The 22,560-nt window shown below is 41.4% G+C and carries 19 protein-coding genes and 6 riboswitches; of the genes, 17 read left to right on the top strand and 2 right to left on the bottom strand.

Features of this window, described 5'->3' with window-relative positions; all coding sequences use genetic code 11:
- Window positions 1-11: 11 nt before the first annotated feature.
- From QSJ81_RS01465 to QSJ81_RS01485, 5 genes are all read left to right on the top strand, one after another.
- Window positions 12-917, top strand: coding sequence for a phosphate acyltransferase (locus tag QSJ81_RS01465; protein WP_285715635.1), 906 nt, complete (start codon window positions 12-14; stop codon window positions 915-917).
- A 108-nt stretch (window positions 918-1,025) separates the two neighbouring features.
- Window positions 1,026-1,241, top strand: coding sequence for a 4Fe-4S dicluster domain-containing protein (locus QSJ81_RS01470; protein ID WP_285715636.1), 216 nt, complete (start codon window positions 1,026-1,028; stop codon window positions 1,239-1,241).
- A gap of 4 nt (window positions 1,242-1,245) precedes the next feature.
- Complete coding sequence (gene vorB / locus QSJ81_RS01475) at window positions 1,246-2,316, top strand: 3-methyl-2-oxobutanoate dehydrogenase subunit VorB (RefSeq protein ID WP_285715637.1); 1,071 nt, start codon at window positions 1,246-1,248, stop codon at window positions 2,314-2,316.
- A 2-nt stretch (window positions 2,317-2,318) separates the two neighbouring features.
- Window positions 2,319-3,071 carry a thiamine pyrophosphate-dependent enzyme gene (locus tag QSJ81_RS01480; protein WP_285715638.1) on the top strand — a complete coding sequence of 251 codons (753 nt, stop codon included), beginning with the start codon at window positions 2,319-2,321 and terminating at the stop codon, window positions 3,069-3,071.
- Window positions 3,068-3,598: a 2-oxoacid:ferredoxin oxidoreductase subunit gamma family protein gene (locus QSJ81_RS01485; RefSeq protein WP_285715639.1), complete on the top strand. Its 531-nt coding sequence runs from the start codon at window positions 3,068-3,070 to the stop codon at window positions 3,596-3,598. The genes QSJ81_RS01480 and QSJ81_RS01485 overlap by 4 nt, the downstream gene beginning before the upstream one ends.
- Window positions 3,599-3,678: 80 nt before the next feature.
- Here the strand turns inward: QSJ81_RS01485 and QSJ81_RS01490 are convergent, their stop codons facing one another.
- A complete protein-coding gene (locus QSJ81_RS01490; RefSeq protein WP_285715640.1) occupies window positions 3,679-4,746 on the bottom strand; it encodes an HD-GYP domain-containing protein in 1,068 nt (355 codons plus the stop codon).
- Between the two features lie 129 nt (window positions 4,747-4,875).
- Window positions 4,876-4,967: riboswitch (cyclic di-GMP riboswitch) on the bottom strand.
- A gap of 230 nt (window positions 4,968-5,197) precedes the next feature.
- Between QSJ81_RS01490 and QSJ81_RS01495 the strand changes: the two genes are divergently transcribed.
- Window positions 5,198-5,620 carry a metal-dependent transcriptional regulator gene (locus tag QSJ81_RS01495; protein ID WP_285715641.1) on the top strand — a complete coding sequence of 141 codons (423 nt, stop codon included), beginning with the start codon at window positions 5,198-5,200 and terminating at the stop codon, window positions 5,618-5,620.
- A gap of 44 nt (window positions 5,621-5,664) precedes the next feature.
- On the opposite strand, the gene QSJ81_RS01500 is transcribed toward QSJ81_RS01495, so the two are convergent.
- Window positions 5,665-6,942, bottom strand: a complete 1,278-nt coding sequence (locus tag QSJ81_RS01500; protein WP_285715642.1) for an Nramp family divalent metal transporter — start codon at window positions 6,940-6,942, stop codon at window positions 5,665-5,667.
- 243 nt (window positions 6,943-7,185) lie between these two features.
- A riboswitch (cobalamin riboswitch) is annotated at window positions 7,186-7,367 on the top strand.
- Between the two features lie 186 nt (window positions 7,368-7,553).
- On the opposite strand from QSJ81_RS01500, the gene QSJ81_RS01505 reads away from it, so the two are divergent.
- The 11 genes from QSJ81_RS01505 (at window position 7,554) to meaB (ending at window position 21,425) form a co-directional block, all read left to right on the top strand.
- The gene (locus QSJ81_RS01505; RefSeq protein WP_285715643.1) at window positions 7,554-9,104 is read left to right on the top strand and encodes an ABC transporter substrate-binding protein; all 1,551 of its coding nucleotides are present in this window, start codon (window positions 7,554-7,556) and stop codon (window positions 9,102-9,104) included.
- The gene (gene nikB, locus QSJ81_RS01510; protein WP_285715644.1) at window positions 9,052-10,041 is read left to right on the top strand and encodes a nickel ABC transporter permease; all 990 of its coding nucleotides are present in this window, start codon (window positions 9,052-9,054) and stop codon (window positions 10,039-10,041) included. The genes QSJ81_RS01505 and nikB overlap by 53 nt, the downstream gene beginning before the upstream one ends.
- A complete protein-coding gene (nikC, locus tag QSJ81_RS01515) occupies window positions 10,038-10,871 on the top strand; it encodes a nickel transporter permease (protein ID WP_285715645.1) in 834 nt (277 codons plus the stop codon). Before nikB ends, nikC begins: the two co-directional genes overlap by 4 nt.
- Window positions 10,849-11,700 (top strand): ABC transporter ATP-binding protein, encoded by an 852-nt coding sequence (locus QSJ81_RS01520; protein WP_285715646.1) that lies wholly within the window; start codon window positions 10,849-10,851, stop codon window positions 11,698-11,700. Before nikC ends, QSJ81_RS01520 begins: the two co-directional genes overlap by 23 nt.
- On the top strand, window positions 11,678-12,484 hold the full coding sequence (locus QSJ81_RS01525; RefSeq protein ID WP_285715647.1) for an ABC transporter ATP-binding protein: 807 nt from the start codon (window positions 11,678-11,680) through the stop codon (window positions 12,482-12,484). The genes QSJ81_RS01520 and QSJ81_RS01525 overlap by 23 nt, the downstream gene beginning before the upstream one ends.
- Before the next feature lie 19 nt (window positions 12,485-12,503).
- Complete coding sequence (locus QSJ81_RS01530) at window positions 12,504-13,022, top strand: GNAT family N-acetyltransferase (protein WP_285715648.1); 519 nt, start codon at window positions 12,504-12,506, stop codon at window positions 13,020-13,022.
- 45 nt (window positions 13,023-13,067) lie between these two features.
- Window positions 13,068-15,083 carry a TonB-dependent receptor plug domain-containing protein gene (locus QSJ81_RS01535; protein ID WP_285715649.1) on the top strand — a complete coding sequence of 672 codons (2,016 nt, stop codon included), beginning with the start codon at window positions 13,068-13,070 and terminating at the stop codon, window positions 15,081-15,083.
- A gap of 81 nt (window positions 15,084-15,164) precedes the next feature.
- A riboswitch (cobalamin riboswitch) is annotated at window positions 15,165-15,347 on the top strand.
- A 234-nt stretch (window positions 15,348-15,581) separates the two neighbouring features.
- The gene (locus QSJ81_RS01540) at window positions 15,582-15,860 is read left to right on the top strand and encodes a hypothetical protein (protein WP_285715650.1); all 279 of its coding nucleotides are present in this window, start codon (window positions 15,582-15,584) and stop codon (window positions 15,858-15,860) included.
- Window positions 15,861-15,911: 51 nt separating this feature from the next.
- Window positions 15,912-18,089: a methylmalonyl-CoA mutase family protein gene (locus tag QSJ81_RS01545; protein ID WP_285715651.1), complete on the top strand. Its 2,178-nt coding sequence runs from the start codon at window positions 15,912-15,914 to the stop codon at window positions 18,087-18,089.
- Window positions 18,089-20,275: a methylmalonyl-CoA mutase gene (gene scpA, locus QSJ81_RS01550; RefSeq protein ID WP_285715652.1), complete on the top strand. Its 2,187-nt coding sequence runs from the start codon at window positions 18,089-18,091 to the stop codon at window positions 20,273-20,275. The genes QSJ81_RS01545 and scpA overlap by 1 nt, the downstream gene beginning before the upstream one ends.
- Window position 20,276: 1 nt before the next feature.
- Window positions 20,277-21,425 (top strand): methylmalonyl Co-A mutase-associated GTPase MeaB, encoded by a 1,149-nt coding sequence (gene meaB / locus QSJ81_RS01555; protein WP_285715653.1) that lies wholly within the window; start codon window positions 20,277-20,279, stop codon window positions 21,423-21,425.
- Between the two features lie 135 nt (window positions 21,426-21,560).
- Window positions 21,561-21,744, top strand: a riboswitch (cobalamin riboswitch).
- Between the two features lie 270 nt (window positions 21,745-22,014).
- Window positions 22,015-22,201: riboswitch (cobalamin riboswitch) on the top strand.
- Window positions 22,202-22,258: 57 nt separating this feature from the next.
- Window positions 22,259-22,440, top strand: a riboswitch (cobalamin riboswitch).
- The last annotated feature ends 120 nt before the right edge of the window (window positions 22,441-22,560 follow it).

A 22,560-nucleotide genomic window follows, 5' to 3' on the forward strand; every position in this document is an offset into this window, starting at 1 on the left:
GAGGTGATTATTTGTACTGCTCTTACGAAGAAATAGTAACGGAAATAAAAAAACGTGATCAGGTAATGATTAGCGTAGCCGTGGCCCAGGATAAAGAGGTATTGTCTGCGATTAAAATGGTGCAAGAAGCCGGTATCGCTCAGGCTATCTTAGTAGGCGATACTGCTTTAATCACTCCTATGCTTGCTGAAGTTGGTCTGTCTGATGAAACCAAAATCATTCATGAAGCAGATATAGGGAAAGCTGTACAAAAGGCAGTTTCTATAGTGAAAAGCGGTCAAGCCCAGGTATTAATGAAAGGCTTAATTAATAGCAGTGATTTTCTGCGGGCTGTACTTCATAAAGAAGAAGGATTGCGAACTGGCAGATTACTCAGCCACCTCGGAGCATTTGAAATTCCAGGCCAAAAGAAACTTTTGTTTATTACGGATGGTGGAATGAATATTGCTCCTACAGTAGAAGAAAAAAAAGAAATTCTCCTTAATTCTATGTTGGCTTTGCAGGCGATGGGTATTAAAGAACCTCATGTAGCAGTATTAACAGCCAACGAAGTGGTAAATGGAAAGATGCCTGCCACGGTGGATGCACAAACCCTGTGTCAAATGAGTGCAGCTGGTAACTTCCCTTTAGGGATTATCGAAGGCCCGATTGCCCTTGATGTAGCAGTAAGTCAAGATGCGGCAAAACATAAAGGCATTACCAGCAAAGTATCAGGAAATGTAGATTTAATTCTAGTACCAAACATCGAAACGGGTAATGCTCTGGGGAAATCGCTGATTTATTTTGCCAACAGCAAAATGGCAGGAATTGTGTTAGGGGCAACCCATCCGATTGTTATGACTTCGCGGTCTGAAACACCGGAAGGAAAAATGAATTCTATTGCCCTAGCTTGTTTAGTAAATAGTAATATTTCATAAATACAAGAATAGATGTGTAATAAAGATGACAAGTGTATATCTTAGCCAAATAGTACATAGCTACATTTCGTTAATGCAGCTGTATGAAATTTGAAAGGAGTTGATTTGATGTCAAAAGTTGTTGTATTACGGGAGTACTGTAAGAGTTGCGGCTTATGCGTAGATATCTGCCCCAAAAAGGTACTAGCCATTGGTGATACGACCAATCAAAAAGGATATTATGCAGTTGTGGTAAAAGATGAATCAAAATGTATAGGGTGCGCTATGTGCGGAGCGATGTGTCCTGATGTAGCGTTGGAAGTTTCTCGAAAGAAAAGGAGCTGACCATATGAAAAAGATATTAATAAAAGGCAATGAAGCCATTGCAGAGGCTGCCATTCAAGCTGGCTGTAAATTGTTTTTTGGTTATCCGATAACACCTTCTACGGAAGTGGTTGAATATTTGTCTAAGCATTTACCCAAGGCCGGAGGTACTGTGCTTCAAGGGGAAGATGAAGTTGCTTCGATTAATATGTGTTATGGTGCGGCATCAACAGGTACTCGTGTAATGACGGCTACTTCAAGCCCTGGCTTTAGCTTAAAGCAAGAAGGGATGTCTTACTTGGCGGCGGCTGAGCTGCCAGTGGTCGTTGTGAATGTCAATCGAGCTGGCCCTGGATTAGGTGGACTGGGCCCTGCACAATCGGATTATTTTCAGTGCACCAAGGGCGGCGGCCATGGGGATTATCGATTGATTGTTTTGGCACCCTCGAAAAGTCAAGAATTATACGATTTTACCATGGAAGCTTTTGACCTAGCGGATAAATACCGGAATCCTGTACTGATTATGGCAGATGGATTTTTGGGTCAAATGATGGAACCTGTAGAAATAAAAGAACGGCCACAGGTAGAACTTCCCCCTAAAGACTGGGTTGTAGATGGCTGCCGAGGGCGAGAAAAGCGTAAGATCGTTAGTTATTCCTTAACGAATGAAATTGGGGAAGCAAATTGCCTAAGATGGCAGGCTAAATATGAAAAGATTAAAGAGACAGAGCAACGCTGGGAAGAATTTTATACTGAAGATGCAGAATATCTCATTGTAGGATACGGGACGTGCGGTCGCATTGGTAAAAGTGTAGTACTAAATGCTCGTAAAGCAGGAATTAAGCTAGGGCTTATCCGTCCAATCACTTTATGGCCCTTCCCTGAAAAGGGATTTGCACCTTATAAAGATAAGATTAAGGGAATCGTCACAGTAGAGCTTAATGCAGGACAAATGATTGAAGACGTAAAGTTGGCAATCGAATGCCGTGTGCCTGTTTATTTGTGCAATCGGCAAGGTGGAATGATGCCTTCTGAAAATGAAATACTAGAGTTTATTGGGAAAGTCTTTGATTTGTCATTGGTAAGGGAGGCATAAGAATGGAAGTTGTATTTAAAAGAACAACAGGCTTAACCGGAATCCCCTTTCATTACTGCCCAGGGTGTACCCATGGAATTATTCATCGTATCATTGGGGAAGTAATGGAGGAACTAGGTATTATTGAAGACACAATTGGTGTAGCCCCTGTAGGGTGTGCTGGATTTTCCTTAGACTTCTTTAGTTGTGACTTTGTGGGAGCAGCCCATGGACGGGCTCAAGCTGTGGCTACTGGGATAAAACGCTCTCTACCGGATAAAATGGTATTTACTTACCAAGGGGATGGAGATATTGCTGCTATTGGTACTGCTCATGCTATACATGTGGCAGCCCGGGGTGAAAAGATTACATCTATTATGGTAAATAACGCAGTATTTGGCATGACAGGTGGACAAATGGCTCCAACTACACTTCCGGGTCAAGTTACGACTACCAGCCCTTATGGGCGAGATTGCGCTTTATCTGGGTCACCAATCGATTTGCCTAAAACCGTAGCTACCTTAGAAGGGGCAGTCTATGTGGCAGCTGTATCTGTTGATTCTCCTAAAAACATTTTTGCTGCGAAAAAAGCCATAAAAAGGGCTTTTCAAGTGCAACAATTAGGACTAGGATTTTCCTTAGTTAGTATTTTATCAACCTGCCCAACAAACTGGGGCTTATCTCCTGTGGACAGTTTAAAATGGTTACAGGAAAAAATGTTACCTCTTTATCAAATGGGAGAACTTAAGGTTCCTGAGGAGGTAAAAGGGCTATGATTGATACAATTATATTATCAGGCTTCGGTGGTCAAGGTGTCATGTTTATTGGCAAAGTATTAGCATACGCAGCCATGGAAAAAGAGTTACAAGTTTGTTGGATTCCTTCCTACGGCCCTGAAATGCGGGGCGGGACTGCCAACTGTTCTGTGATAATTTCCGACGAAGAAATTCACTCACCAGTAATTGAAAAAGCAGATGTGGCGATCGTGCTCAATCAGCCTTCCTATGATAAATTTTTATCACGGATTAAACCGGGTGGTGCGATTGTTGTTAATTCTTCGATTATAGAATCTACTGCTATTCGGAATGATATTACACTTATTTCCTTGCCAGCAACAGAGATTGCCAACGAATTGGGAAAACCAGCCCTAGCTAATATGGTATGCCTGGGGGCACTTATTCCAAACTTGAAGTTACTCAATGTTAATGCCATAGAGAAAGCAATGCATGAAGTGGTAGGTAAGAAAAAGCCAGAACTCTTTGCCGTTAATATGGAGGCAATAAAAAAAGGGCTAGATCGGTAATAGCAAAAGGGCCTACTCTTTGGTTATCAAAGAGTAGGCCCTTTTACAGATCAGAAACGATATAGCATTTTTCTTATTCTTTAGGATTTTGAAATCTTGGAAATCAAAATTTGAGGGTTATCTGCTAATCGAATATCCCTAGTAGGCATATAGGGTGAGCCATCTGGATAAGAGATAAGGCGGATGACAGGTCGTTGTGGGGAAGAATTAGGGATGGAAACAACAACAGCCAAATCTCCCGTATTCAGTAAGACCTCCATGCCGGGCATATAGGTAGCTATCTTTGATAAGAAAATTCGCCCGTAAGTTTCGTCAAAACTAGTTCCGAGGCCAGAAGCAATAATGTTATATGCTTCGTCTGGTTCCATAGCCTTGCGATAAGGGCGGTGTCCAGTGATGGCTTCATAAACATCTGTTATTGTTAGTAAACGCGCATAATTGAGAATTTCTTCCCCTTGTAGTCCACGGGGATAACCTGTACCATCAACCTTTTCATGATGTTGCCAAGCCATATGAGCAACAAGACTTGAAATTTCCCATCGCTTGTTTACTAATAAATGAAATCCAGACTCTGGATGTTGCTTAATAATTCCAAATTCCTGTTCAGTCAAACGGTCAGGTTTATTGATAATTTCTTTATCTACTTCTATTTTTCCCAGATCATGAAGCAATGCACCGCAGGTAATTTCTTTGATTTGTACAATGGAAAAATCGCAAAAGCGGGCCAGTAATGCTGTGTATATGGCGCAATTTAGAGAGTGTGCTAAGGTATAATCATCATGGGTTGCAATACCCGTTAATTGAATGGCTACGGATGGTTGGAGGATTAATTCTTCTACAATATCAGAAGCAAGGCTGCAGATTGGATCCATGGCAAAATTTTCGCCCCGATTGACTTTCTCCATAGTAATACTTAATATAGCTAAAGCACGTTGTTGTGTTTCAAGGGAAAGATATTCTGGAATTTTTATATCGGCATATCGATTGTCTCTAATAAACAGGGCATTTACATCCAAATCTCGCAGTTTGTCGAGATATTCTTCAGTTAAAGTCACTCCCGAAGCCAACAATACCTGTCCCTTTTTATTTAAAAGATGTCGCGCTAATGTCATACCTGGGATAACATCGTTTAAACTGATTTGTCTCAAGATAAAAGCTCCTTTGTTGTATAAAAATCAGCATAAATTATGCTCGTGTTTCTAATCGATAAGGCTATTAGCAAAGTAAGCGTATAAAAAAAGCTTAACTGCATAATGAGCCAGTTAAGCTTATCATAATCATGCAGCGTGGCGATCATAGATCTTTAAAAAAATCCGTAGACCCTATAGCTTTGCGTCCATACTTTTCAGTATGTTTGCTAATAAAAGTTTTAATAATAGAAAACTAGGTAACTATCATTCGTGAATGGTGTCAGTTTTAAAATAATAGCATATAATTATAGCAGATTATGTCATATACTGAAGAGTATATCAGAAATTGTTAGCAGATGGAATATCTAGTCTTATTTTTCGATTTTTTTTTAGCGGTGGAATATTTTTTAGTGAAAAATCATAGTAGTAGAATAAGAGTGGGCGCTAATATCGTGGGAGGCGGCTGGAAATGCTATCACCTAGTTTAGAAGATTATTTAGAAGAATTGTATCGGTTGTCTCTAACGAATGAAATTGTTCGTGTCACTGATATAAGCCAAAAATTAGGGGTATCTTTGCCTTCTGTTAGTAAAGCCTTAGGGAAGTTAAAAGCAGACCAATATATTCATTATCAGCCATATGGTGTAATCAGCTTGACAGATTCAGGTAAAAAAATGGGAAGTTTTTTGGTTGAACGGAATAGACTATTACAAGAGTTTTTGACCTTGATTTGTGCTGATTGTGATAGCGATGCTGAGGCAGAAGCGATGGAGCATTATCTATCCCAAGGTACGATTCATTCTATCCAATTAGTAGTGAAATTTATGAAAAATCACCCAGAATGTTATCAGCTATTTTTAGAATATGTGGCTAAAAACCAAGCTGTAGAATAAAGCTTAACCAAAGCGTACCATTGGTCTTAAGTACATGAAATATATTATGCTTGCCCTGAAAAGATTAGGTACAGTAAGACTGCATTCAAGGTAAGTATCATGCAAATGATAATCCAACCCAATACATTAGTTATAGTACTATTCTTAAAACGTCCCATGATTTCCTTTTTGTTACTAATTAGCAAAAGGGGAATAATAGCACCCGGTAAAGCAAAACTTAATACGACTTGACTTGTTACAAGGGCACTCATCGGATTGATACCTGCTAAGATAATAGCCATACCAGGTAACATGGTAATGAGGCGCCTGATGCTAATAGGGATATCAAAGCCCACGAAGCCATTTAAGATAACTTCTCCAGCCATAGTGCCAACAGTAGAAGAAGATAATCCTGAGGCTAAAAGAGCGAGGCCAAAGGCTCCTGCTGCCATATTGCCCATAAGAGGCTGCAAGGTCATATAAGCTGCTTCAATACTGTCAACAGTAAGACCATTGCCTTTAAATATGGCTGCTGATACGATAACCATAGCGGCATTTACAATAAAGGCCATATTCATAGCAACGAATACATCTATTTTGGCCATCTTTAAATGATGAACACAGTCGTTTTCGTCATTTGTGCGGCGATTTTGGACCAAATGAGAGTGTAGATAAATAACGTGAGGCATAACCGTAGCTCCTAGCATGCCGACAGCTACCAGTAAGCTGTCAGCGGTGAGCATAGGAACAGCTACATGATAAGCAACTTGCCCCCATTCTGGACTAGACATAAACATTTCCCATATATAAGATATGCTTATAACGGCTACCATTGTCGTAATGATTCGTTCCACAATTTGCTGCCCATATTTTTGCATGTGGCAGATGAAGTAAGTAATAAACCCTGTAAGTATTGCAGACCAAACTAAGGGGATATTAAATAATAAGTAAAAACCGAGGACGCCTCCCAAAAACTCTGCAAGGTCGGTAGCCATAGCCGCTAAGGTTGCTATAGTCCATAAGAACCAATTCACGCCTCGTGAAAAGACATTGCCGCAGTGTACGGGCAAACTAACTCCGGTAGCAATGCCAACTTTTGCGGAGAGAATTTGGACAAAGATAGCCATCAAATTACTCCAAAGAATGACCCATAGTAAGTTATAACCAAATTGGGAACCACCACTAATATTAGTACCGAAGTTTCCTGGATCCATATATGCTACGCTGACAATAAAAGCAGGCCCGAGGTATTTTAATAGCCCTTTGGCCTTGGTTTTAATTTCTTCTCCAGGTATTAATGGCAAATTAATCGGTAAGCTGGTGATAAATTGATCATCTTTCAATATTCCCACTCCTTACATAAGTGCTATGTTTAATTAATACTACAAAACACAATAGTATGGTTAGCCATGGCTAACTTTTAAAACGCTTTAATTACTATATAATATGTAATGATAATAATTTTGTGACTAACAGCGTTACATCTTGTGCGGACTGGGCGGGATGCAAGATAATAGATCGTTAGCAAGGAACTGCTTGACAATTCTGTAAAAATATTATAGAGTCAATCCTATGATATTGAAAAAATTCATATGGATGGTATAGGTGCCCTTCGGGGCTTAATAGGGAAATCGGTTCAATGCCGATACGGTCCCGCCACTGTAATGAGGAGCAAACCCATGTTGTGCCACTGAGATAAATCATCTTGGGAAGGTTTGGGAGAGCGATGATCCAGAGTCAGGAGAACTGCCTATATAACAGTCACCGATATGACCTGCGAGAGATGGGGAGGGGATTTACGCGAAATTTTTATGTTTATTTTTTGTGCGTTATTATTTCCTAATTGTAATTTAGCGTTTCTCTTTGTGTTTCACTCTCGGTTTATACCGAGAGTTTTTTTTGTCTTCTTATGAAGACATTAGTAAAATACTATATAAGAAAAAGGCGGAAAAAAATGAAAAAATGTACTTACTTATGGATTCTTGTTGGATTATTCAGTTGTTTGATGCTGGCAGCGGCTGGTTGCTCCTCTGAAAAGAAGAGCGGTAGCGGTACAAAAGAGAAGGTACTTAAATTTATTACGGTTTGGCCTGCGAATACGATGGACCCTCATCGGTGTCATTTTAGTTTTATATTAAATTCTGGAGCTATGGAAACCCTGGTTGGATTGGATCCAAAAACAACAGAGCTTTATCCTTGGCTGGCTGAAAGCTGGAAATCCGAGGATGGTCAGCATTGGGAGTTTAAAATACGTAAAGGAGTGAAATTCCATAATGGAAAAGACCTGACTGCTGAGGCTGTTAAGGCTAGTTTGGAGCGTTCTATTTCTGCAAATCCTGGCGTAAAAGCGTCTTTAAAAATTACTGCTATCGAGGTAGCAGGTGATATTCTGAAAATCACTACGGAAAATCCGTATCCGGCTCTTCCGTCAGAATTAGTTCATTACAATACGGTGATAATGGATGTTGCGGTACCAGACAATAAGCCGCCTATTGGGACAGGCGCATTTATGTTTGCCAGTTTTGATATTGCTAAAGGTGCAGAGTTGGTGAAATTCCCTCAATATTGGAATGGTATAGCGAAGCTGGATCGAGTTATTATGACATTTAATGATGATGCAAATGCTCGTCTATTGGCACTGCAATCCGGTGATGCGGATATCATTTATCGCCCGGCACTGGATACGCTGCAAACATTGCGCAAAGATGACAAAGTAATAGTAGAGAGTGTTCCAGGCAAAAGAGTTTATCATTTAATTTATAATTATGCTGGCAAGAATCAAGATTTATGGAGTAATGAAGAATTCCGCAAAGGAATAGATGCTCTCATTAATCGTCAGGAAATTGTTGATAAGGTTATGGGAAAAGAAGCTGTTGTAGCCTATAATCCTTTTCCAGGAATTTATTCCTTCTCTCCTGATTCCAAACCTCATATTTACAGTATAGAAAAGGCATTACAACATTTTCAGGCTGCTGGTTTGACAGTGCAAGATGGTAAGGTGCTTAGAAATGGCCAGCCGATCAAACTTCGAATGGCTACCTATATTGCTCGTCCTGAATTGCCTCAGATTGCACAAATTGTTCAAGCAACGGCTAAGCAAGTGGGAATTGAAATGGAAATTCAAGTAGCAGAGAATATTGATGAATATCTGCCCCAAGGAAATTGGGATCTAGTGACTTACTCCTTACTGACAACCACCAGAGGGGATGGAGCTTTCTTCCTGAATGCTGCTTTTTCGCCAAAGGGTATGCAAAATCATGGTCGCCTCACTGTACCAGAATTAATTTCTTTATTGGATACCTATAATCAGACTATCGATAAAGCTAAGCGAAATGAAACGGCGAAGACAATCGCTACAATGATTGAAGAAAGAGCTTATAATGCCTATATAACTTCTCCATATGAAACGGCTGCATATCGTAAAAATGTGAAAGGTTGGGTGACTCCATCAAATGAATTTGAGTTCCAAATGGTTACCAAGGATTTGGATATCGTTTCAGAATAAAAACTGGCTATTGAAACGGATAAGTGAAGCCATTCTTCTTTTATGGATAATTTCATTGGTTAGCTTTGCCATTGTTCAAGTAGCTCCTGGGGATGCGGCGTTGTCCCTGCTCCGGGTGGATACAGTGGCTGTAACCACAGAACAGGTAGAAGCCTTAAGACAAGAAATGGGCATGAATGATCCTGTTTACCAGAAGTATTTTCGGTATATGGGCAATCTGCTGAAATTGGATCTGGGTGAATCTATAATGACGGGGCGTCCTGTTGTCGCAGAACTTTCCCACGCTTTTCCTGCCACTTTTTTGCTGGCTGGTACTTCATTACTATTGACAATAGTCTTGGTTGGAATTTTTGGATACTTATCTTCCCGCTTTGCCGGGAGTTGGATTGATAAATTCTCTACTGGTTTTTGCCTTATGGGGGCTTCCATTCCGACTTTTTGGCTGGGGCTGCTGCTTATTGATTTATTTTCGGTTCGTCTCCACTTACTGCCGGCAGTGGGAATGGCTAATGGAGGGCTTATTTTGCCCTCGCTTTCTTTAGCCATCGCCATTGCGCCTCCCTTTATAAAAATTTTTCGTAATAGCTTAATTGATTGTGCCCACCAAGATTTTATCCGGGCGGCACGTTCTCGAGGAATTTCTGAAAAAGTGATTTTTATGCGGCATATTTTAAAGGGCAGCTTAATCCCGGTTGTGACAATTTTGGGAGTTAGTTTCGGGAGCTTACTAGGCGGATCGGTAGTAGTGGAAGTGATTTTTGGACTTCCTGGTGTTGGTAAACTGGCCATTGAAGCGGTTACCCGCCGAGATTATGCTATTGTTCAAGGCTTTGTATTGTCGATTGGTATCTTAATTTTTCTGATTAATTTAGCAGTGGATTTGTCATATTGTTACTTGAATCCTGCCATTTCTTTGAAGGAGGCTGAACGTCAATGATACAAAGAAAATCTTGGGGCGTTTGCCTCACGATAGTCTTTATGCTAATCATTCTATTTGGACCTTGGCTAGCGCCGATGGATCCTAATGTAGTAGATCTTTCCAAGCGGCTTCAATTGCCAAGTGCGGATCATTGGCTAGGGACTGACCAATTAGGCCGGGATCAGTTGTCTCGGATTTTGACAGGCGGGCAGATGACGGTTGGGATCAGCCTGATGGCTTTAGGGCTGTCTATTTTGGTTGGAGTGCCCATTGGTCTTTTTGCTGGCTATCTAGGCGGACGTGTAGATTGGGTACTAATGCGTCTGGTAGATGCATTCATGGCATTTCCGGAATACATTGTTGCCATTGTTATCAGCGGTCTTTTGGGAGCGGGTTTCTTTAATCTGATGTTTGCTATTCTCGTTGTGAAATGGGTGGGGTATGCTCGGCTGGTACGCAGTGTGGTTTTGCAAGAAAAATCCAAAGATTATCTGCTCGTTGCCCAAATTAGCGGCGCGGGTAGCTATACCACTCTTAGACGTCATTTGATTCCTCATGTGATTGGTCCGGTACTGGCTTTGGCGACCCTTGATATTGGCAAGGTTATTCTTCTGGTTGCTTCCCTTTCTTATATCGGTCTTGGTGTTCAGCCTCCTCATCCTGAATGGGGTTCTATGCTCAACGAAGGTCGATCCTATTTTACACAGGCATCATACTTAATGATTGTGCCAGGAGTGGCGATATTCTTAGTGGTATTTGTCGTGAATTTGCTGGGGAATTGTTTGGTAGAAAAATTCGGTTCAGACCGTCAAGAGGAGGGGCGAGATGGAACTACTGAAAGTCCGTGATTTAAAAATTTTCTGCCCGGATAATCGTCCTTTGGTACATAGTATTGATTTTTCCATTCGTGCTGGCGAATGGTTTGCTCTGATTGGTGAAAGCGGCAGCGGTAAAAGTATCAGTGCCTTTTCTTTGGCAGGACTACTGCCAAATGGACTGCGACGAGAAGCCCAGGAAATACGAATGCTAGGTCAGGATTTGGTAAGTATCTCCGAAGAAGAGCTAAGAGGACTTCGCGGCACGGATATTGCCTATGTCTTTCAGGATTATCAGAGTGCTTTTACCCCCTACTTCACATTAGGGAAACAGATAGATGAAGTCATGCGGGCCCATAGGGACTGGACAAGGGAAGAAAGACAGAAAAAAGCTTGGGATGCCCTTACAGAAGTCGGACTGGAAGGGCCAGAAGCTTACCTGCGGTATCCCTTTCAACTGAGTGGTGGTCAGCTCCAGCGGGCTGCTTTGGCTCTGGCGATGATGATGGAGCCAAAACTGTTGATTGCGGATGAACCCACCACCGCTCTGGATGCAATGAGTGCCGCTAAGATACTGGATTTGATGGTTCGGCTGAAAAATGAAAAAGGCTGTGCAGTACTTTTCATTACCCATGACTTGCGCTGCGTTCGCCGTTATGCGGATCGAATCGCTATTATGCAAAATGGTTCCATTATCGAATCTGGTGAAAAAAGAACGATTTTTGAAAATCCGCAGGAAATTTATACTCGCAATTTGCTGGCGTCAGTGCCACCCCTTCATAATGTACCGCGGCGTCTGCCCATAGTAGGGGAAGATCTTTTGGAAGGGGGGGCTGTTTGTGCCGCTACAAGAAATGCATGATATAGGTAGACCAGAGGTGTTAAGACTTATAGATGTCTGGAAAACTTACTCTGGCGGTCATCAAGCCGTGAAAAGAATCTCCCTTACCATTGGGCAGGGAGAATGCCTGGGGCTGGTTGGCGAAAGCGGCAGCGGTAAAAGCACTTTGGCTCGCTGCCTTCTAATGTTGGAACGGATGGATAAGGGCGAAATTTGGTTAAATAACCGTCCTCTTCATGAATTGGGGACCTCAGGACTTCGTAATGCTCGCCGGGAAATGCAGGTAGTATTTCAGAATCCGTCGGGATCATTTAATAGCAAGCTGACGATAAAGGACTCTTTATTGGAACCGATTCGTTGCCAAAATAAAGGTTGCCCTAGCTTTTTAGGTAAGAAAAATAGCAATGAGGAGGAGATTGCCAGTAAACTGTTGGAAAAGGTTCATTTGCCTGCAAGATATTTGAACTGTTATCCTTCCGAACTTAGTGGCGGTCAAAAGCAACGGGTGGCTATTGCCCGGGCAATTAGCGTTGAACCAGCCTTAATTGTCTTAGATGAGCCGACTGCTAGTCTAGATGTATCCATTCAGGCAAGAGTGCTAAATCTCTTAAAAGACCTGCAAGAAGAATTAGGGCTGTCCTATCTCTTCATCTCCCATGATCTCAGTGCGGTTAACTTTATGAGTGAGCGTCTGATGGTCATGCAGTATGGAGAAATGGTTGATTTATGTAAAAGTAAGGAACTTTTTGCGACTGAACGGCACCCTTATACCAAACAGTTGTTGAAACTTTTTGATGTGAAATGAGAAAAGGGGATAGAATCATTTGAGTGCACAGGAGATTGTAATAAGAAAGATTGGAAAAGAAGATATTCATGCCGTACAAAACTTCCTACAGCGGCAGCTTCAGGACCTTTTTTCTCAGGAGGGTCATTTGGCTATTATGGATGATATTTGGGGTTTAGAAAAGTTGTATATAGAACCAGTTCGCAATCAGATGTGGGCAGCCTTTTCGCCAGAAGGTACAGTTGTCGGGACGATTGCTGTGTGTGAATATAATGATCGAATTCAGCTTTTAAAGAAGCGTTATCCTGATCAGATTACAGCAGAAATTGGACGCTGTTATATTGAAAAAAAACTAAGGAGACAAGGTATCGGATCTAAATTAGTAAAAGAAGTCGAAGAGTTTTGCAATGAAAAAGAGTATTTAACCATATATCTACACACGCATCGATTCTTGCCGGGTGGTTTTAATTTCTGGATAAAACAAGGGTTCACCATCGTAATTAAAGAGGACGGAGATGCTCAAATTGTGCATATGGAAAAATCACTCATGCCGAAGTAAAATGTCGAAGAAGTGATAAACAGAATGATACGAGGAGAGTGGATCATGAAAAAAATAGTAAATGAGAAAGAACTTGTACGAAAAATTGCAATTGGTATGCTAATGCCAGTAACTGTTATACTATCAGCAGGAACTGTAAGCGCGGCAGAAGAGACTGATGACTTTACATTAGATCCAATTATAGTAACCGCACAACGTTATGCAACAAGGGATATAAATACACCGGCAGCAGTTAGTGTATATACGCAGGAAGAGTTAAAGGCAACAGGGGCAACTAGTGTGATTGAAGCATTAAAATATAGTGAAGGCATTATTTATCATGCTCAAGGCCCAATGGGCAACGCCCAAGGGACGATGACCAGCAAAATTATTATCAGGGGTGTTGAAAAAGGAACATTAGTGCTCATTGATGGTATACCATTAAACCTGCATGGTCGCTATAATTTAGAAGATATTCCACTAGATGATATTGATAAAATCGAAGTTATCCGAGGGGGCGGTTCAGTACTATATGGCAGTGAAGCAACCGGCGGTGTTATCAATATTATTACCAAGAGCAAAAAGAACAATAGTATAACAGTGGCGACAGGTAATAATGGAGTGCAAAATTATAATATGAGCTTACAGGCTGGCAAGTTTGGCATAAATTATTCTGTTAATAAAACAGATGAAATTAACAACATATCAGATGGATATACTCGCAGCACAGCTGCGCCTACTAGTACCAGCTATGTACCCAAACGATATTATGATTTCTCTGGTAATGACCGGGAAGCGTTGTCTTGGCGCTATGCGTTTGATGATAATTTAGATTTTACACATTCTTATGGTACGAGTAATTCAACCTATTTCTATCGTCATGCAGAAACAGCAAATGCAGCAACAATTGGCAGCCTGAGTTCAGCAAGTAATTTTGATACCACCTATAATCGTATGCAATTAAATTATAAGAAAGAGAATATAAAAGCTACCTTTTATTTAAATCAAAAAGAGCTGAATAATAATAAAACTGAGTATTGGGCTACTGTAAGCAAAAAATATCAACAACTGACTACTCCTACCATAACGAATGGAACTGACAAAGACAGAACGGTTGGCCTAGATATGCAAAATACTTGGAAGGTAAAGGATAATACCTTACTTGTCGGTATGAATGCACAAAGAGAAAGCTATGAATCGAAAGAAAAAGCAGATAATGGTGCTTGGGATGGTCGTGATTTTGATCGCAACGTATATTCTCTTTACGGGCAATATGACCATAAGCTGGACACTTCCTCCAATCTTATTTTTAGTGCCCGCGAAACTTGGACAGAAGGGGCTGTGGATGATAAAAACTATAATAAGTTTACACCGCAACTGCAATATATGAAGAAATTAGAAGAAAACACCACTTTTTATGCTAATGCAGGGATGTCCTTTATGATGCCAACCTTTACTCAAATATATGGTTCTGCCAGTCGGGTAAAAGGTAATCCAAGCGTAAAACCGCAACAAGGTGAACATTATGAAGTGGGATTAAAACGTAATACTGATACTCATGCCTGGCGGTTAGCCGTATTTAACTATGCGATTGATGACAGTATCTCAACGACTTACACCGAATCAACAGATACCTTTACCACTAGCAATGAAGACATAAAGAATACAGGGCTTGAATTATCCTGTACTATTGATAATGGCAGGGGCTGGCATACTAACTGGGGCATTTCCTATAGCAATCCTCAAAAATATGAAACAGATAAAAATGGAGCTAGCCAGGGATGGCACAGATACTATGGCAAGCTGCAACTAAACGGCGGGATAAACTATACCAGTGAAAAATGGAAAGCGGCACTGACAACGAACTATTTAGCGAATCGTGAACGTGATACTGATGCTGGTGGAAGTATTAAGCCGATGTTATTAACAGGTGCAAATGTCATTTATAAACTGAAAGCGGACAAAGAGATCTTTTTAACAGTAGACAATTTATTTGACCGTAAAGATATTACTTCTCATGCAACATCTGAATACTATACAATGGGAAGAACCTTTCAGTTAGGCTATAAAATGAGTTTATAGGTTGTATAATTCTATTTTTTATTAATATGCCAAAACTTGACAATCTGGGAAAAATAGTATAACTTGTACATATTAAGATAATTTCATATGGATGGTATAGGTGCCCTTCGGGGCTTAATAGGGAAGTCCGGTTCAAAGCCGGCGCGGTCCCGCCACTGTAATGAGGAGTAAACCCATGATTATGCCACTGAGACAACAGTCTTGGGAAGGTATGGGCAAGCAATGATTCAAAGTCAGGAGAACTGCCTATATAGCAATCACCGATTGACCTGCGAGAGATGGGGAGGGGATTTACGCGCAAGATTCGCGTTTTTTCGTCCTGGCTGTTATGTAATGGCCAGGCTTTATTTATACGATTTCTATACTTGCGTTTAACTCTCGGCCTATGCTGGGAGTTTTTTTATTACAAAAGGAGGGGGGATAGGTTAAAATGCATCACATGTTAGCTAGAATCAGAAAGCAAGGAGAATAGAGTATATAAAGGAGAGTAGAACATATATGAGTACATTGAAATGGGAACCATTTACGCCCTTGATGGAAAGGATACCGCAGGAGGCACCGGGACTATTAACTGGACTGCAAACATTAAAAAACAATATGCCAACTGCAGAGTTTGAAAAATATATTAATTCTCTAACTAGTTTAAAACAAGGTAATGGTATGTTATTGCTTATTACGAAGAAGGAAATGTATCGATCCATAATTGAAAGCAAATTCATACCTGTTATTCAAGCTAGTTTTGGTGTAGAACGAGTGCGTATTATTAGTCAGCCCTAATGGGAAATTGGATAAATCCTAGAGAATGATGATGAAATGGATGGTGAAAGTATGTCAAATCAGGATGTAGAAAATAAAAAAGCAGTGAGCGAAGATCTGCCAGCACGATTTTTTGCTGAGTTTCCCTATCCCACCTATGAGGAATGGCGGGCTGAGTCAGAAAAAGCACTGAAAGGTGCAAATTGGGAAAAAAAATTAATCACAAAAACCTACGAAGGGATTAATTTGCAGCCGATGTATCGGATGGAAGACTTGGAAGATGTAAGTCATTGTGACTCTTTACCTGGCAGTTTTCCTTTTGTACGAGGTTCCAATGCTATGGGATACTTAAATAAACCATGGGAGATCAGCCAAGAATGTGCCGAGCCTTTTTCTACTAAAATGCATGATGTGTTGCAGCATGAATTAAACAAAGGCGGCACAACCATTCATATCGTGGCTGATAAAGCGACTTTGAATGGGATTGATGCAGATAAAGCAGAAGAGCTGCTGCTAGGAAAAGGCATATCGCTATCAACATTAGATGATGTACAACAGGCTTTTCATGGCTTTGACTTAGAAAAAACTCCCTTACTTATCTTTGCTGGTACTTCTGGCATACAATTACTTAGCTTATTTGTAGCCTTAATGAAAGCCAATGGGAGAGATTATCATAAATTAAATGGCTGCATTGGCGTAGATCCCATTGGCTACTTAGCAGCAGAAGGGCAAGTGGCTCATTCTTTAGATACCTATTACGATGAAATGGCGGCGGCAGCGAAGTGGGCTTATACGAATACCAAACAGTTAAAAACAATCTTGGTACAAGGACAACCTTATCATAATAGTGGTGCAAATGCTGTACAAGAATTATCCTTTATGTTGGCTACAGGTGTTGAATACTTGCAGGAAATGCAGCAGCGGGGTGTTTCCATTGATATTGCTGCACAGCAGATTTCCTTTTCCTTCTCCGTAGGAACTAATTTCTTTATGGAAATTGCGAAATTAAGAGCAGCACGTATGTTATGGGCTCAAATTGTCGAAGCCTTTGGCGGAGCCCAAGAGGCGCAAAAGATGCATATGCATGCGCGAACTTCCACTTTTACTAAAAGTGTATATGATCCTTATGTAAATATGCTTCGTACAACAACAGAAGCTTTTTCTGCCATTGTAGGCGGTGTAGACAGCCTGCATGTTGGTTATTTTGATGAAGCTATACGACCAGCAGATGATTTTTCCCGCCGAATTGCCCGTAATACACAAATAATGCTGCAGCAGGAATGTAATCTAACGCAACCAGTTGATCCAGCAGGTGGGTCTTGGTATATTGAAAAATTAACGAGTGAAGTAGCTGAAAAAACTTGGAGCCTGTTTCAAGAAGTAGAAGCAGCTGGAGGTATTGTAGAATCTTTAAAGCAAAATATACCTCAAGAACAGGTAGAGACTACAGCAAAAAGCAGGGCAGATGGTCTTGCGAAACGCAAAGATGTGATCTTGGGTACGAATATGTATCCTAACTTGTTGGAAAAACCCTTAGAAGTTCATGCCTTTGACTATCATACTTTTAAGGTACGGCGTAAAAATGAAATAAATGAATATCGCCAAGACATTGACGATGTAGAATGGAAAAGCAGATTAGAAGCATTGAGCGGGTTCTCTTCTAAAGGTAGAGTAGAAAACTCCTTGCTAGAGGCAACCATCGTCGCTGTTCTTGGTGGAGCTACTCTAGGAGATATTTCCGAAGTAATTCGTAAAGGGCAGGATGGAGTATCAATCAATCCGATGCATATGCATTCAGCTGATGAACAATATAGAGAGTTGCGCCAGCGTACTGAATCTTATATAGAAAAAACAGGCAAGAATGTAGAGGTGTTTCTCACCAACATGGGAGAAATTCCACAGCATAAGGCACGGGCCGATTTTGTCAGCGGCTTTTTGGAAGTAGGTGCTTTTACCATGTTAAAGAATAATGGGTTCGCTACGGTAGAAGAAGCTGCTAAAGCTACTCTGGAATCAGGAGCGACAATTGCGGTTATTTGCTCCACCGATGCTACGTATCCCGAATTAGTACCACCGTTGGCTAAGCTCATTAAAACAGGAAATCCTCAAATTACCTTATTTTTAGCAGGATTACCGCCAGAAGATTTACAGCCAGTATACAAAGAAGCTGGAGTCGATGATTTTATTCATGTTAGAGCCAATTGTTATAAGATGCTTGCCAAATTGCAGAAAGATAGAGGTATTGTGTAATGTTAATAAAACCAGACTTTACTAAAATTGCCTGCCGAAAAGACTTTGCGCCATCGGATATGTCTGCATGGCAAAGGGAAGTAGAAGCTAATAGTGGTAAATTATTGGATGAATTAGAATTTAAGACAATGGAACAAATTAATCTAAACCCCTTGTATACGAAAAAGGATCTTGAGGGAATTGACCATTTGCCTTATGTAGCGGGAATAGCGCCTTTCTTGCGGGGACCCTATGCCAATATGTATGTGCTTCGGCCGTGGACGGTACGGCAATATGCCGGGTTCTCTACCGCTGAAGAAAGCAATGCTTTTTATCGCCGAAATTTGGCTGCCGGGCAAAAAGGTTTGTCCATCGCTTTCGATTTGGCGACACATAGAGGCTATGATTCCGATCATCCACGTGTTGTGGGTGATGTAGGAAAGGCTGGCGTTGCTGTTGATTCCATCTTGGATATGGAAATTTTATTTTCAGGAATTCCTCTAGATAAAATGTCAGTATCCATGACGATGAATGGTGCGGTGCTGCCCATATTAGCTTTTTATATTGTGGCCGCAGAAGAACAAGGCGTAAAACAGGAATTACTGACAGGTACTATCCAAAATGATATTTTAAAAGAATTCATGGTGCGTAATACCTATATTTATCCGCCAGAGCCTTCCATGCGGATCATTGCTGATATTTTCTCTTATACCTCACAGTTTATGCCAAAATTCAATAGCATTAGTATTTCCGGCTATCATATGCAAGAAGCAGGGGCCACTGCTGATATTGAACTTGGCTATACACTCGCTGATGGCTTAGAGTATATTAAGACGGGTATTAAGGCAGGCATGGATGTGGATGCTTTTGCTCCCCGGTTGTCTTTCTTTTGGGCCATTGGTAAGAACTATTTTATGGAAGTAGCCAAAATGCGTGCAGGACGTTTGCTGTGGGCCAAGATTATTAAACAATTCAATCCTAAAAATCCAAAATCCATGGCTCTTAGAACTCACTCCCAGACTTCCGGTTGGAGTTTGACAGAGCAGGATCCTTTTAATAATGTAGGAAGAACCTGCATGGAAGCAATGGGCGCGGCCCTTGGCCATACTCAATCACTGCATACCAATGCACTGGATGAAGCCATTGCCTTACCTACAGATTTTTCGGCTCGCATTGCGCGTAATACACAACTGTATATTCAGGATGAAACCATGGTATGCAAAGTACTTGATCCCTGGGGCGGTTCTTATTATGTAGAAGCCTTGACCAATGAGCTGGTCAAAAGGGCATGGAGCCATATTCAAGAAGTAGAAAGATTGGGTGGTATGTCCAAGGCGATTGATACTGGTCTTCCTAAGATGAGAATTGAAGAGGCAGCGGCAAGACGCCAGGCACATATTGACTCCGGCAAAGAAACAATTGTTGGGGTAAATCGATATCGCCTGGAAAAAGAAGATCCTCTTGATATTTTATCTGTAGATAATACAGCTGTGCGTTTATCCCAAATTCAGCGTTTAGAAAAACTTCGCAGTAACCGGGATAATGATAGAGTAAGACGTGCATTAGAAGCCATTACCAAATCTATGGAAACAGGCGAAGGAAATGTATTGGCACTGGCTATTGAAGCGACCAGAGCCAGAGCTAGTTTAGGTGAAATATCCGATGCGATTGAGCATGTTGCCGGACGGCACAAAGCCATCATTCGTTCGATTTCTGGAGTATATAGCAGTGAGTTTGCTGAAGAAGAAACCATTAATAAAGTAAGGGCCATGGCTGATGATTTTGAAAAAACAGAAGGCCGTCGTCCCAGAATTATGATTGCGAAAATGGGTCAGGATGGTCATGACCGAGGCGCGAAAGTAATATCTACCGCTTTTGCAGATATGGGTTTTGACGTGGATATTGGACCACTGTTCCAAACAGCAGAAGAAACAGCGCAGCAAGCGGTAGATAATGACGTTCACGTAGTAGGTATGAGTTCCTTGGCAGCTGGACACAAGACGTTACTGCCACAGCTCATCGAAGAACTTAAAAAGCTTGGTAGAGAAGACATTATGGTTGTTATTGGCGGTGTTATTCCTGCTCAGGATTATGAGTTTTTACGTGAAAATGGCGCAGCAGCCATTTTTGGACCAGGAACCATTATTCCTGTTGCCGCAGAAAAAATATTAAAAGAGCTAGGACGTTATTCACAGGAAGTGAAATGATATGAATACTGAAGAAAAAAAGGACAGGTGGAAGCCGGAATGGATTCCACCTGATGCAGGGGATGCTTTCACCACGGAAGTCATGGGCGGAATTCGTAGTGGTCACGATGGTATGCCGAATCAAGAGAAGACAGAAACCCCTTTTAATTCTCGCTCCATTCGCCGCCAACTTTCCGTAGATGAATATGTCCAAGGTGTATTGAGTGAAAATCGAGTGATTTTGTCCAGAGCGATCACGCTCATTGAAAGTAATTTACCAGCTCATATGGAGCTGGCACAGGAAATATTAAAAAAGTTATTACCTCATACGGGTAAATCCATTCGTGTCGGGATTACTGGTGTTCCAGGTGCTGGTAAAAGTACCTTTATTGAAAACCTAGGATGTCAATTATGTGATAAAGGACATAAAGTAGCTGTACTCGCCGTTGATCCCAGCAGTACAGTAACCAAGGGCAGTATCTTAGGCGATAAAACGCGCATGGAGCAATTGTCCCGTAATCCAAGGGCTTATATCAGGCCTTCTCCCTCCAGTGGCACCTTGGGAGGGGTAACCCGTAAAAGCCGGGAAACAATACTATTATGTGAAGCGGCTGGTTATGATGTATTGCTGATTGAAACCGTTGGCGTGGGGCAAAGTGAAGTAACAGTGCGCTCTATGGTTGATTTTTTCCTCTTGCTGATGATTACAGGAGCAGGGGATGAACTGCAAGGGATGAAAAAAGGGGTAATAGAGCTGGCTGATGCCATTGTGATTAATAAAGCAGATGGTGATAATAAACAGAAAGCTTTAATGGCGAAAGTGGATTATGATCGTATTTTGCATTTCTTGCGTCCAGCTACGGAAGGATGGGTTACCAAAGGCCATACTTGCTCGGCAAGTACGGGTGAGGGGGTAGACGATGTTTGGCGGATGGTAGAAAAGTTCCACCAAATAACAACGGAATCTGGTATCTTTGAAAGGCGTCGTCGAACTCAAATGTTAAGTTGGGTGCAGTCTATGGTCCAAGAATATTTGCAGGCTTTATTTATCAATCATCCTGAGGTCATCAATAAGAAACCTCAAATTGAGCAGAATGTTATCGACGGGAAAATTTCTGCCACCATGGCAGTGAAGAAACTAATTGATATATTTGAAGGGGAAAAGAGATAAGAATACCAGATACACCGATCATATTCGGTCATACATGTATACATAATAATATGGATTGACATGTTTATCCAAAAATGGTATTATTTTGGCGTTGACAAAGAAAATCAAAGAAAGGTGTAATAGGTAAAAATTCATTAAAATTAAATAGGTACAGGTGCCCGTAAGGGCTTAATAGAAAAGTCCGGTGTAATACCGGCGCGGTCCCGCCACTGTAATGGGGAGTAAGTCCAAGATATGCCACTGAGACGTAATTGTTTTGGGAAGGTTTGGAGGAACTATGATCCAGAGCCAGGAGAACTGCCTGTACAACAATCACCGTTTTACCTGCGAAAGATGGGGAGGGGATTTTGGTTGTCGTTTTTTGCATTTTTATTCCGGAAGTTTTGCTGGATAATACAAGAAGCCTCTCTGGGTGGTGTCATCACAGGGGGGCTTCTTTTTATTTGACAGATTGTGCTTGCACAGAACAAAATCTTGCATAGCTTAGTGCTTTTGGTTCTTAGGAGGTACAAGCTTCAATATAGGCGGTTTATGACAGATTTTATCATAGATAATCCAGGAAAGAATAGAGAAATAGGATTGGTAATTGTGAGCAAATACGGGTGCAGGTGCCCTTTCAGAGGGCTCAATAGGGAAGTCCGGTGAAAAGCCGGCGCGGTTCGCCACTGTAATACGGAATCAGCCCTGACTGGCCACTGGCAGGAGATAAACTTGCCGGGAAGGCTGGGCTGGTGATGAAGTAGAGCTAGGAGAACTGCCTGTACTGACATCCTCGCTTGACCTGCGATTAACAGGGAGAGGATTAGGAAGCTACCAAGAATCAAAGGAAATAACAACAGAATACTGGGATAGGTGCCCTTCGGGGCTTAATAGGGAAGACCGGTGTAATGCCGGCACGGTCCCGCCACTGTAATGGGGAGTAATTTCGCAAAATGCCACTGGAGCTTAGGCTTTGGGAAGGCGCGAAAAAGCATTGATCCGAAGTCAGGAGAACTGCCTATCTAACGATCGCCATTTTACCTGCGAGTGACGGGGAGGAGATTACGTAAAGATTGCCGGAGAAAAAATGCTCTGGCAACATGGCGTAAGCACTCCCAAAATGGGAGTTTTTTTTATTGCTATTATTTTATATCAG

This window comes from Pelosinus sp. IPA-1 (assembly GCF_030269905.1).
GTDB lineage: Bacteria > Bacillota > Negativicutes > DSM-13327 > DSM-13327 > Pelosinus.

Bases quoted from the DNA above. Each gene is read 5' to 3' on its own strand.
- QSJ81_RS01545 (WP_285715651.1), top strand. From the start codon at position 15,912: ATGTCAAATCAGGATGTAGAAAATAAAAAAGCAGTGAGCGAAGATCTG.
- nikB (WP_285715644.1), top strand. From the start codon at position 9,052: ATGAATTTGAGTTCCAAATGGTTACCAAGGATTTGGATATCGTTTCAG.
- QSJ81_RS01520 (WP_285715646.1), top strand. From the start codon at position 10,849: ATGGAACTACTGAAAGTCCGTGATTTAAAAATTTTCTGCCCGGATAAT.
- QSJ81_RS01485 (WP_285715639.1), top strand. From the start codon at position 3,068: ATGATTGATACAATTATATTATCAGGCTTCGGTGGTCAAGGTGTCATG.
- QSJ81_RS01540 (WP_285715650.1), top strand. From the start codon at position 15,582: ATGAGTACATTGAAATGGGAACCATTTACGCCCTTGATGGAAAGGATA.
- QSJ81_RS01470 (WP_285715636.1), top strand. From the start codon at position 1,026: ATGTCAAAAGTTGTTGTATTACGGGAGTACTGTAAGAGTTGCGGCTTA.
- QSJ81_RS01495 (WP_285715641.1), top strand. From the start codon at position 5,198: ATGCTATCACCTAGTTTAGAAGATTATTTAGAAGAATTGTATCGGTTG.
- QSJ81_RS01480 (WP_285715638.1), top strand. From the start codon at position 2,319: ATGGAAGTTGTATTTAAAAGAACAACAGGCTTAACCGGAATCCCCTTT.
- QSJ81_RS01535 (WP_285715649.1), top strand. From the start codon at position 13,068: ATGAAAAAAATAGTAAATGAGAAAGAACTTGTACGAAAAATTGCAATT.
- vorB (WP_285715637.1), top strand. From the start codon at position 1,246: ATGAAAAAGATATTAATAAAAGGCAATGAAGCCATTGCAGAGGCTGCC.
- scpA (WP_285715652.1), top strand. From the start codon at position 18,089: ATGTTAATAAAACCAGACTTTACTAAAATTGCCTGCCGAAAAGACTTT.
- meaB (WP_285715653.1), top strand. From the start codon at position 20,277: ATGAATACTGAAGAAAAAAAGGACAGGTGGAAGCCGGAATGGATTCCA.
- nikC (WP_285715645.1), top strand. From the start codon at position 10,038: ATGATACAAAGAAAATCTTGGGGCGTTTGCCTCACGATAGTCTTTATG.
- QSJ81_RS01505 (WP_285715643.1), top strand. From the start codon at position 7,554: ATGAAAAAATGTACTTACTTATGGATTCTTGTTGGATTATTCAGTTGT.